The following is a 10,636-nucleotide window of genomic DNA, read 5'->3' as shown; positions in this document are numbered from 1 at the left end:
ATGATTGTTCAGTTGGCCCAAACTTAGATAAAATGGAGCGTATTCACGAAAGGGCAATAGAAAAATTACAGAAAGAGGGATGCTGATCCGTTTTTTGGCACGTAAATTCGTAGATATAGGTCAGCATAGATTGAAAAACAAATTATTTATATATGAAATCTACAGGGATTGTAATTAGTATTGTGGCGGCTGTTGCTATAGTCGCTTCTGCCTTTGTCGTAGCTGGGGCTTACAAGTATAAATTTAAAGTGAGTAATACGATTAATGTTACTGGAAATGCAAAAAAGGATTTTGAATCCGATATTGTGAAGTGGACTGCTTCTTTCAGTCGAAAGTCTATGGATCTGAGTGAAGCTTCGGAGCAGTTGAAGCGCGATCGCGATATGGTCAAGAGTTTCTTGGTGCAGCGAGGGATAAAGGAAAATGAAATCTTGTTTGAGGCTGTCAATATTTCAAAAGACTTTGCTTACCATACGGATGAACGAGGGAACAGTTACAATACTTTTTCGGGGTATAGTCTGACGCAAGTATTGAGTGTTGAATCAAAAGATTTGGATAAAGTGGATAATGCCTCTCGTGAGATCTCAACTCTGATTTCACAGGGGGTCGAGCTGAGTTCCAATTCTCCTAATTATTATTACTCCAAGTTAGAAGACTTAAAGCTTTCCTTGATTGCAGAGGCGTCGCAAAATGCAAAAGCACGTGCCGAGAATATTGCGAAGGAGTCAGGATCGAGTTTGGGTACTTTGCTGCGGGCTGATTTGGGGATATTTCAGATTACCGGGCAGAATGATAATGAGGACTTCTCTTATGGAGGTGTGTTCAATACGAGTTCTCGTTTAAAAACGGCCAATATTACGGTGAAGACAAGTTACGGGCAATAGTATTGAAAAAAAATAAAGCGCAAGATATTCTCTTGCGCTTTTCCTTTTATTGAAGGTCTGTTTAACCTAAATAAGATTTTAGAATTTTGCTACGAGAAGTGTGACGTAAGCGCTGTAGCGCTTTGTCTTTGATCTGACGTACACGCTCTCTCGTTAAACTGAATTTTTCACCGATCTCTTCAAGTGAAAGTGGGTGATTGGATCCTAAGCCAAAGAATAGCACAATAATCTCGCGTTCGCGTTCTGTCAACGTAGATAAGGATCTTTTGATCTCCTCAGACAATGACTCATCTATCAACGAACTATCTGTATCTGGATCAGAGTTCTCTAATACATCCAATAGGGTGTTTTCCTCGCCTTGTACAAAGGGAGCGTCCATAGACACATGTCTACCCGAGTTGCTTAATGTATCTGATACCTTGTCTACAGTAGTTTCTAAGATGTCTGCTAATTCCTCTGGAGAAGGCTCTCTTTCGTACTCTTGCTCTAATTTTGAGAAAGCTTTGCTGATCTTGCTTAATGATCCCACTTGGTTAAGGGGAAGACGTACGATACGCGACTGTTCAGCGATAGCTTGCAAAATAGATTGACGAATCCACCACACCGCATAGGAAATGAATTTAAAACCTTTGGTTTCGTCAAATCGTTTAGCAGCTTTTATAAGTCCTAGATTTCCTTCGTTGATCAAGTCTCCTAAAGTAAGACCTTGATTTTGATACTGTTTAGCTACCGATACGACGAATCGTAAGTTGGTTTTAGTTAATTTTTCCAATGCCACCTGATCTCCCTCGCGAATCCGTTGTGCTAAGATTACTTCTTCTTCAGCAGTAATCAAGTCAACTTTACCAATTTCATGTAAGTACTTGTCAAGAGATTGAGATTCTCGATTCGTGATCGATTGTGTAATTTTGAGCTGTCTCATTAAAATTTATACCTTTCTTCTGGAATGTTGCAAAAATACAAAAAAATATGATTATTGAGTGTAATAAATTTGTAATTTATTTACTCATTTTGAGGTAGTTATGCTAGATAGTAAAACTGATTATTAACATCAAAAATCGTTCCAAGTTTACATATTGTTATATAGCTGTTACATATTGTCATGATCAAAATATTATTCTATGTTTAAAACCTTTTTTTTTGAAAAATGTTTTATAGTAAAGAAAATTTAAATATAAAGGATCATGGGTATTGTAATACGTTTGGATGAAGTGATGGCAAAGAGGAAGGTTTCTTTAAACGAACTTAGCGAACGCGTGGGTATAACGCTCTCTAATCTCTCAATATTGAAGAATCAAAAGGCTAAGGCAATTCGGTTAAGCACGTTGGCAGCCATATGTCGTGCACTGGACTGCCAACCTGGTGATATTATAGTTTACGAAGAGGATCGTAAGTAAGCAGTTCTATTCAAAGCGATAACCTCTTAGGAATTCTTCGGTAGACATACGTTTTTTTCCTTCTATCTGTATAGATATTAGATTTATATATCCATCTGTGGTATTAAATTTTAGGAAGGTTTTGCCATCTGTAAAAAACGTGCCTGGAGTATTTTGTGAGGAGTGATGTTCTTTTGTGGCCTCGTATATCTTTAAAACCTTGCCATCTAACAGGGTATATGCTGCGGGGTAAGGGCTGAGCCCTCTAATTTTGTTGTAAACCTGCTCCGTTGGGTTGTTCCAGTCAATAAGACAATCTTCCTTAAATATCTTAGGAGCATGTTTGAGTGCGCTTGTATCCGTCTGGTCTTGAGGGACAGGTGTGATATTCCCTTTTTCCATTTCTTCAATCGTTTTGACCAGTGTCTGTGCTCCAGCATGCATTAACTTGTCGTGCAATATCCCTGCGGTATCTGTATCTTCTATTTTTACTTTTTCACTTAATAATATATTGCCGGTGTCGATCTCCTGTTGTAATAAAAATGTGGTCACGCCACTTTCTCGCTCGCCATTGATGATCGCATGATTGATCGGCGCGGCGCCTCGGTATTGTGGGAGTAGTGAAGCGTGGACATTTATGGTGCCTAGGCGAGGCATGTTCCAAACGAGCTCGGGGAGCATTCTAAAGGCAACGACTACTTGTAGATCGGCTTTATAAGACTGTAAGGCTGCCAGAAAATCCGGGGCTCTAAGTTTTTCAGGCTGCAATACAGGTATGTGGTGTTCGGTGGCAAATTGTTTGACGGCAGATTGATGCAGCTTCTGTCCTCTACCTGCTGGTTTGTCCGGGCTTGTGACTACGGCTACTACATTTTTGCCAGAATTAAGTAGTGCTTTTAAAGAAGCTACAGCAAAGTCGGGAGTACCCATGAAGATTATACGCATATATAGAATTTTTATTTTTGAAACGCTAAAGCGCCCCGTTTGTCAAGTTGCAAAATTTGTTAACTTTGCGAAGTTACAAAATTATATTTCAGCTTGAATTTTCCATTATTTATTGCAAAACGGATAATATTTAAAGGCCAACGTACCTTTTCTAAGCTTATAGTGCGTGTCACTATTGGTGCTTTGGCTTTGGCTATTATTGCCATTTTATTGTCTGTTGCTATATTGAGGGGGTTTAAAGATGAGATAACAGACAAGCAACGTGGTTTTTTTAGTGATATCATCATTACTAAACAAGATCTGAACCAAGCAGAGAATGTTCCGATCTCGCTCTCTCCGGCTAAGTTGGAGGAGATTCGAAAATTGCCCAATGTGGTATCTATTTCACCCTTTGCTACAAAGGTTGGTATAATGAATGTCAATGGGGAAGTAGAAGGTGTGCTGCTGAAAGGTGTGGAGTCAACTTATGATCAATCTTTTTTGGCGAAGACCTTGGTCAAAGGCGATACTTTGAATCTGCGGGCTGAAGACGGAGACAGTCAGTTGTTGATATCGGCCTATTTGGCAGAACGATTGCAGTTGCAATTGAACGATAGTTTCATCATGTCCTTTGTGCAGGATGACAGAACGCGCAAACGTAAGTTTAGGATTCAGGGTATTTTCCGTACAAATTCGGAAGAATTGGACAAAAACTATGTTATAGGTTCGCTGGACCTTATCCGTCGTTTAAACAATCTGGGCGAGCATGATGCTGGAGCATATGAAATTCGAATCCATGATTTTTCCTTACTGGAAGCAACGACGGAAAAAGTAGACGATGTTTTGCCGTTGGAAATGAAATCTATGAATATTGTCGAGCATTTGGCCGATATTTTCAATTGGTTAAAAATGCTCGATATGAATGATGATATCATTTTTGTACTCATGGTCATTGTGGCAGTCATCAATATGATCTCATCCTTGCTGATAACGATATTGGAGCGGACTTTTTTAATAGGTATGCTCAAGGCTTTAGGCATGTTGAATCGAGAGATACGAAAGATATTCCTTCTGAACTCTCTTTATTTGATTGGCTATGGGTTGTTGATCGGTAATGCTGTTGCTTTGTTTATTTATCTGTTACAAAATCAAACAAAGTTTTTTAAGTTGGATCCGACGATTTACTATATCGAGTATGTGCCAATGTCGATCGATTTTATAACCGTTGTGCTTCTTAACCTGAGTATTATTTTGATTGCTTTGGTGACATTGTTCATTCCATCTATGCTAATTTCACGTATTTCGCCTATCAAAACCATACAGTTCAAATAGGGTTTAAGTTTTTGCTTTTTCTGAAAATCTACTTTTTTTCGTACTTTACCTACGATTTATAATCTTATAGGTTATAGTGTGTTGTAATTAAACGAACTTTAGTCGATTTATGAGTAGTAAGATTTTTGAACATTTATCTCAAGCATTTGAAGCCCCTTTAACCAATCCGGTACTCGTTTTTTCTTTGGTACTTTTTATTATACTGTTGTCGCCTATCTTATTGAGGCCGATACGTGTTCCAGGTATTATTGGTTTGATTCTGTCGGGGGTGATCATTGGACCGCATGGTCTCAACTGGCTGGAGAAGAGCTCTGCTGTAAATCTTTTTTCGACCATTGGGCTGTTATATATCATGTTTATTGCAGGGCTTGAATTGGATATGAATGAGTTTAAAAAGACGAAACATAAGAGTATTATGTTTGGTGTTTTTACTTTCGCCATCCCGATTGCAATTGGTTTCCCTGTGTGTCATTACCTATTGGGATATGATGTGCTGCCAAGTATATTGATTGCAAGTATGTTTGCTACACATACTTTGGTGTCTTATCCAATCGTGAACAGGTATGGTATTTCAAAACACGAAGCCGTGGCAATCACCATCGGCGGAACCATATTGACGGACACAGCGGTATTGATTATTTTGGCTGTTATAACGGGAGCCTCTCAGGGGAATATCAATCAGGAATTCTGGGTTACGCTTGGAGTTTCTTTTGCGATCTTCTTGTTTATCATGTTTGGTATCATCCCTAAGATTGCAAAATGGTTTTTTGAGAAAATAGAGTCTGAAAAAACCGGACATTATATCTTTGTACTTACTGTAGTCTTTTTTGCTGCGTTTTTAGCAGAAATGGCAGGTCTGGAACCGATAATAGGAGCTTTCGTCGCTGGATTGGCATTGAATAAGTTGATTCCACACTCTTCGGCCTTGATGAATCGTATTGAATTTATTGGTAACGCCATTTTTATACCTTTCTTCTTGATTTCTGTAGGGATGATTGTAGATGTGAGTGTGTTGACAAAGGGGCCTATGGCATTGATTGTGGCCGGAACACTGACCGTAGTTGCTATATCTGGTAAATATATAGCAGCCACTGCTACTCAGTTGATTTTTAAATATTCCAGCAATCAGAGAAATCTGATCTTTGGATTGAGCAATGCTCATGCAGCAGCAACATTGGCTGTTATTATGGTTGGATACAACAATAATATTATTGATGAGAATGTTTTAAATGGTACGATCTTACTCATTCTTGTGACGTGTATTGTAGCGACAATGGTTACCGAGAGTGCGTCGAAGAAAGTCGTGATGGAGGGACACCAGGATGATGCACATGTGGAGCATGTTGAAGAAGGCGAAGAGCAGATTATGATTCCTATTGCCAATCTGAGTACGATGGAACCGATATTGGATTTTGCGACCTTAATTAAATCAAAGAAGTCTCATTATCCGCTGAGCATTTTGAGTGTTGTACCTGACAATGAGCGTGCTGAACGGAATCTCCTAGAGGCTCGTAAAAATCTTGATAGTATGGCCAAGTATGCTTCAGGCTCAGAAACAGAAGTAGAGTTGGTAACGACGATTGACTATAATATTGCAGCTGGTATATCTCGGATGTCTCGGCATGTGTTTGCGGACTGTATTATTATGGGATGGCCCAGTGCTGTTTCTTTTGTTGAAAAGATTGTGGGTGAAAAAACGGAAAGTATTCTTAATACTACCGATACGACGCTGTTTATGTGTCGCCTTGAAAAACCCTTGATTTCGCATAAATCGATTACTGTATTTGCTCCCCCTTTAGCTGAATCTGAATTCGGATTTGCCTATTGGATGGAGAAGATACTCAAGCTCGCTCAAGAACTATCTCTGCCTGTCAACTTTATCTGTAATTCAAGAACGGCAGGGGCTACGGAAGAAGTTCAAAAAATATTAAAATCGAGTGTTCCCCTGCACTATTCAAACTACGAAGACTGGGACAATATCTATGGGCTAGCCACATTTAGCAATGTAGATTCCCTACTTGTGTTTGTTTCCTCGCGTAATGGAGAGGTTTCCTATCGTGACTCTTTAGATGGTTTGGCCCGTAGAGTCGGACGTTATTATAAAAATCAGAATCTTATATTACTATTTCCGAGTCGCCAGGGAGATTCTCATATTGATGAATATGAAGATATTCGTACGGCACCTATTTTTAGAAAGATTAGCCGGGAAATTGGAAACATGTTTAACAAAGAAAAGCAAAATTGATGGTTATGAGTGACAAAATTACCTTGGATGTAAATGGTCAGTTGCAAGTACCTACATCGCCTATTATTCCTTTTATTATCGGAGATGGAATCGGACCCGATATTTGGCGCGCTTCAGTTCGCGTATTTGACGAAGCTATAAAGAAAAGTTACGATGGAAAGCGAAATATCGTGTGGAAGGAAGTGTTAGCGGGAGAAAAGGCATATGAGATGACTGGAAGTTGGCTCCCCGAAGAAACTTTGGCTGATTTCAAAACGTATTTGGTGGGTATAAAAGGCCCCTTGACAACGCCTATCGGTGGTGGTATTCGTTCCCTAAATGTTGCTTTGAGGAAAGCTTTGGATCTGTATGTCTGCTTGCGACCTACTACATGGTATGAAGGCGTGCCTTCTCCTGTAAAGCACCCCGAATACGTAAATATGGTTGTTTTTAGGGAGAATACGGAAGATATCTATGCCGGGATCGAGTTTGCAGCAGGAAGTGCTGATGCGGGTCGATTGCAGAAGTTTCTGGCGGAAGAGTTGGGGGTATCGTATGACTTCTCGGACGAGACTGGTGTGGGCGTAAAGCTGGTTTCCGAACAAGGGTCCAAAAGATTGGTACGTGCAGCCATAGAATATGCATTGACACACCGTTTGCCATCGGTTGCTCTGGTACACAAAGGTAACATCATGAAGTATACCGAAGGAGCTTTTAAACAGTGGGGATTTGAGGTGGCAGAAACCGAGTTTTCGGAGTATACGTATACTTGGGGACAATGGGAGCGTACCAAGGCCGAGCAAGGGCAAGAAGCCGCCAATCAGGAGCAGAGGGAAGCCGAGCAGGCAGGTAAGATTATTATCAAGGATATTATAGCAGACAATTTTTTACAACAGATTTTATTAGCTCCGAGAGACTTCTCGGTGGTGGCTACGTTGAATCTGAACGGAGACTATATCTCTGACGCACTTGCAGCCATGGTAGGAGGGATCGGTATCGCACCAGGAGCCAACATTAATTACAAGACTGGGCATGCTATTTTTGAAGCTACACATGGTACAGCACCAAGGTTTGCCAATACGGATACTATGAATCCTTCATCTGTAATCTTAAGTGGGGTGATGATGCTCGAATATATGGGGTGGACAGAAGCAGCGGAGGCTATTAAGTCCGCTTTGGGAGCGACAATAAAAGAAAAAAATGTAACAATCGATTTCTTCAACCTTATGGAAGGAGCCACATTGTTAAAAACGAGTGAATTTGCTGACAGGATTATTGATAAGCTCAAGAAAAGTTAAGATAAAGGGAGGTTGTGTAATGGTTGTTAATGATTTACCTTCTTTTGTGAGAAATTCTGTGGTGCTGTCGGCGGCAGACAAAGCAGCATTGGCTCATATTGAAAGTATACCTACGGAAATAGAGGTGGATGGTATTCGTGGGCTGCCCGAAATATTAGAGTTGACGAATGCTTTTATCGGTGATGAAAGCTCCCGTGACACCCATCTGCAGCTGAAGGCCAAAGAATATCTGGATCGTGGGGATCTGGTTATGGCTTGGAAGACCTTACTTCTTTAAATAGGTTTCGCCTTCTAAAACGGCTGTTTTTTTGGCTGCTGTATATTCCTTTGCTTCCGGAGGCCAATGCAGCTATAAGGGTTGATAATAGCGCAAAGGGAAAAATATATGGTCCGAATAGCTCTGCTGCCATGATGGCACAGGCAATTGGTGTCTTTGTGCTGCCCGAAAAAACGGAGACAAAGCCAAGTCCTGTGATGACTATAAGTGGCAAAGGGATATACAGGGAAAGGAAACTTGCGAAAGTGGCACCAATGAAGAACAAGGGGGTCACTTCTCCTCCTTTAAAACCAACACTAAGTGTGAGACAGGTGAGTAGGATTTTAGCTAAGAAATCGATACCCGGCTGTGGTTGTTCAAATGATTCTAGAATAGTCGGTATACCTAGTCCTACATACCTGTGATTACCTACAAGGGCAATAATTGCGAGAATAGCCAGTGACCCTATCACCACACGCCAATAGGGATTGCCTATCTTCTTGAATACATGGCTTAGTGTTTCTCCAGTATAGGTAAATATCCACGCCACAGCTCCAGCCAGTACAGCAAAAAGTATCACCCAGTGGATGTCTTGAAACCGAAACAGTTGTGATTCGATTATAGGATAATGGGTATGCGGTGCCTGTAGCAACAGACTGATGCCATGCGCTAGATAGGCCGTGAGTAGTGCCGGGATGATCGCTTTGTAGCGAAGCTTACCGAGGCGAAACATCTCTATCGAAAAGATAGCACCGGCGAGAGGTGTACCAAAGAGGGAGGCAAATCCAGCAGCTATACCACAGATCAGTGTTATTCTAGTCTGGCTTTTGTCTAAGCCCATTTTTTTTGAAAGATAATCAGCATAGGTACCTCCATACTGTACGGCGGTCCCCTCACGCCCGGCAGAGCCACCGAAAAGGTGAGTCAGTAAGGTGGCGACAATTACCAAAGGAGCCATCAGTAAGGGGATTTTTCCTTGTGGATTATAGTACTCTTCAAAGAGCAGATTGTTGCCCTTGTATGCGTTGCCTCCATAGCGGTTGTACAAGAATACAATCAGTAAACCTGCGAGAGGGAGTCCAAATAAGACGTACATATATTGTTCACGCAAGCCTCCTACATAGTTCAGGGCATTTAAAAACAGGACCGAAGTGATTCCTGTCAAGATACCGATACTGCTGCATATTTTAATCCAACTGAACCAAGATAGTCCACCTGGCGAACAAATTCTGCTATGAGACACGGCTTAAGGTAAGGTTAAAGAAATGAAATCAATAAGGCTCCCCATCCGATAATCATCAATAGGCCTCCTAAAGGAGTGATGGGACCTAAAAAACGCAGATTTACTTTCCAGTATTCTGAAAATGATAAAAAGTAAATACTGAAAGAAAATAGAAGGGTGCCCAGGGTGATGCCATATACGGCCAAGCGTTGGCTATATAATGTAAAATCGCAAGCATAGCCAATGATGAGTAAAGCTAATGCGCTGTACATTTGATAACGGACACCTACTTCGAAAGAAGCCAATCTGTCTGTACTGATTATTTTTTTGAAGGCGTGAGCGCCAAACGCCCCGAGTATAATAGCCAATATCCCAAAACTGGCTCCAAGTACAAGTGTTAATGTCTGCATGCTAATTAAGTTGTTTCTCTATTGTTTTTTGATCGGCAAACCCAATGTGTTTCCATGTTCTTTTGCCGTCTTTGTAAAGAAATAGAACTGGGATACTCGTGATGCCAAGTTGTTTGGTCAGGGTTTCGTTTTCGTCGACATCGATTTTCACAACCTTCACTTTTCCGGTATATTTTTTAGCTATTTCTTGGATGAAAGGAGCCATCTCTTTGCAAGGGCCACACCAGCTGGCGTGAAAATCGACAAGCAACATCTGCTTATCTTTAGTCAGTGCATTGAACTGTTTTAGGGTAAGACCTTTCGATCCAGAAGATTTTTCCTTTTCTAAAGATAGCCCAGCTGCTTCCCATTTTAAAATACCACCATCAATCTCGTATACGGTATAGCCCTGTTCGGTTAAGGCTTTGGCCGCCTGTGCGCTACGGCCTCCCGATAGACAGTATACATATAAGGGCTGTTTTTTGTTGAATTTGTTGGTTACTCCTTCTTCAAATTCTGCTTTTTTGTTCCAATCTAAGTTTACCGAATTGGCGATATGCTTGTCCGCATATTCTTTTTGAGTGCGTACATCCAGTAGCTGTATGTTTTTTTTCTTGTTCAGTATTTGAGCAGCCTCTGTTGCAGATATCTTATTTTGGGCTGAGGCGGCTGTAATATACAATAGTCCGAATAGGAGTAATGAAATAAAATGCTTCATGTTTTGTTTATAT

11 protein-coding genes are annotated in these 10,636 nt (G+C 40.7%); 6 read left to right on the top strand and 5 right to left on the bottom strand.

The annotated features are described in order from the left end of the window. Positions 1-152: 152 nt before the first annotated feature. Complete coding sequence (locus M472_RS31020; protein ID WP_021069786.1) at positions 153-884, top strand: SIMPL domain-containing protein; 732 nt, start codon at positions 153-155, stop codon at positions 882-884. Positions 885-945: 61 nt separating this feature from the next. On the opposite strand, the gene M472_RS31015 is transcribed toward M472_RS31020, so the two are convergent. Then, positions 946-1,806, bottom strand: a complete 861-nt coding sequence (locus M472_RS31015; RefSeq protein ID WP_021069785.1) for a sigma-70 family RNA polymerase sigma factor — start codon at positions 1,804-1,806, stop codon at positions 946-948. A gap of 262 nt (positions 1,807-2,068) precedes the next feature. Here M472_RS31015 and M472_RS31010 point away from each other — a divergent pair, with 262 nt between their 5' ends. After that, positions 2,069-2,281: a helix-turn-helix domain-containing protein gene (locus M472_RS31010; RefSeq protein ID WP_021069784.1), complete on the top strand. Its 213-nt coding sequence runs from the start codon at positions 2,069-2,071 to the stop codon at positions 2,279-2,281. Between the two features lie 6 nt (positions 2,282-2,287). Here the strand turns inward: M472_RS31010 and fmt are convergent, their stop codons facing one another. Further along, entirely contained in the window at positions 2,288-3,205 is a 918-nt protein-coding gene (fmt, locus tag M472_RS31005; protein ID WP_021069783.1) for a methionyl-tRNA formyltransferase, read from the bottom strand. A 93-nt stretch (positions 3,206-3,298) separates the two neighbouring features. On the opposite strand from fmt, the gene M472_RS31000 reads away from it, so the two are divergent. The 4 genes from M472_RS31000 (at position 3,299) to M472_RS30985 (ending at position 8,315) form a co-directional block, all read left to right on the top strand. Beyond that, complete coding sequence (locus M472_RS31000; RefSeq protein ID WP_021069782.1) at positions 3,299-4,516, top strand: ABC transporter permease; 1,218 nt, start codon at positions 3,299-3,301, stop codon at positions 4,514-4,516. Positions 4,517-4,625: 109 nt separating this feature from the next. After that, positions 4,626-6,761, top strand: coding sequence for a cation:proton antiporter (locus tag M472_RS30995; protein WP_021069781.1), 2,136 nt, complete (start codon positions 4,626-4,628; stop codon positions 6,759-6,761). A 5-nt stretch (positions 6,762-6,766) separates the two neighbouring features. After that, positions 6,767-8,038 carry an NADP-dependent isocitrate dehydrogenase gene (gene icd, locus M472_RS30990; RefSeq protein WP_031301550.1) on the top strand — a complete coding sequence of 424 codons (1,272 nt, stop codon included), beginning with the start codon at positions 6,767-6,769 and terminating at the stop codon, positions 8,036-8,038. Between the two features lie 19 nt (positions 8,039-8,057). Further along, positions 8,058-8,315 carry a hypothetical protein gene (locus tag M472_RS30985; protein WP_021069779.1) on the top strand — a complete coding sequence of 86 codons (258 nt, stop codon included), beginning with the start codon at positions 8,058-8,060 and terminating at the stop codon, positions 8,313-8,315. Here M472_RS30985 and M472_RS30980 read toward each other — a convergent pair. From M472_RS30980 to trxA, 3 genes are read right to left on the bottom strand one after another with little or no spacing between them, the layout of a single operon-like run. Further along, positions 8,287-9,537: a chloride channel protein gene (locus M472_RS30980; protein WP_144062688.1), complete on the bottom strand. Its 1,251-nt coding sequence runs from the start codon at positions 9,535-9,537 to the stop codon at positions 8,287-8,289. The genes M472_RS30985 and M472_RS30980 overlap by 29 nt on opposite strands. A gap of 14 nt (positions 9,538-9,551) precedes the next feature. Then, positions 9,552-9,926, bottom strand: coding sequence for a DUF423 domain-containing protein (locus tag M472_RS30975; RefSeq protein WP_021069777.1), 375 nt, complete (start codon positions 9,924-9,926; stop codon positions 9,552-9,554). Between the two features lies 1 nt (position 9,927). After that, a complete protein-coding gene (gene trxA / locus M472_RS30970; protein WP_021069776.1) occupies positions 9,928-10,623 on the bottom strand; it encodes a thioredoxin in 696 nt (231 codons plus the stop codon). Positions 10,624-10,636: the final 13 nt, after the last annotated feature.

Source organism: Sphingobacterium paucimobilis HER1398, from assembly GCF_000416985.1.
GTDB classification, from domain to species: Bacteria; Bacteroidota; Bacteroidia; order Sphingobacteriales; family Sphingobacteriaceae; genus Sphingobacterium; species Sphingobacterium paucimobilis.
Note: the sequence above shows the minus strand (reverse complement) of the source record. Positions and strands in the feature narration are given on the sequence as shown.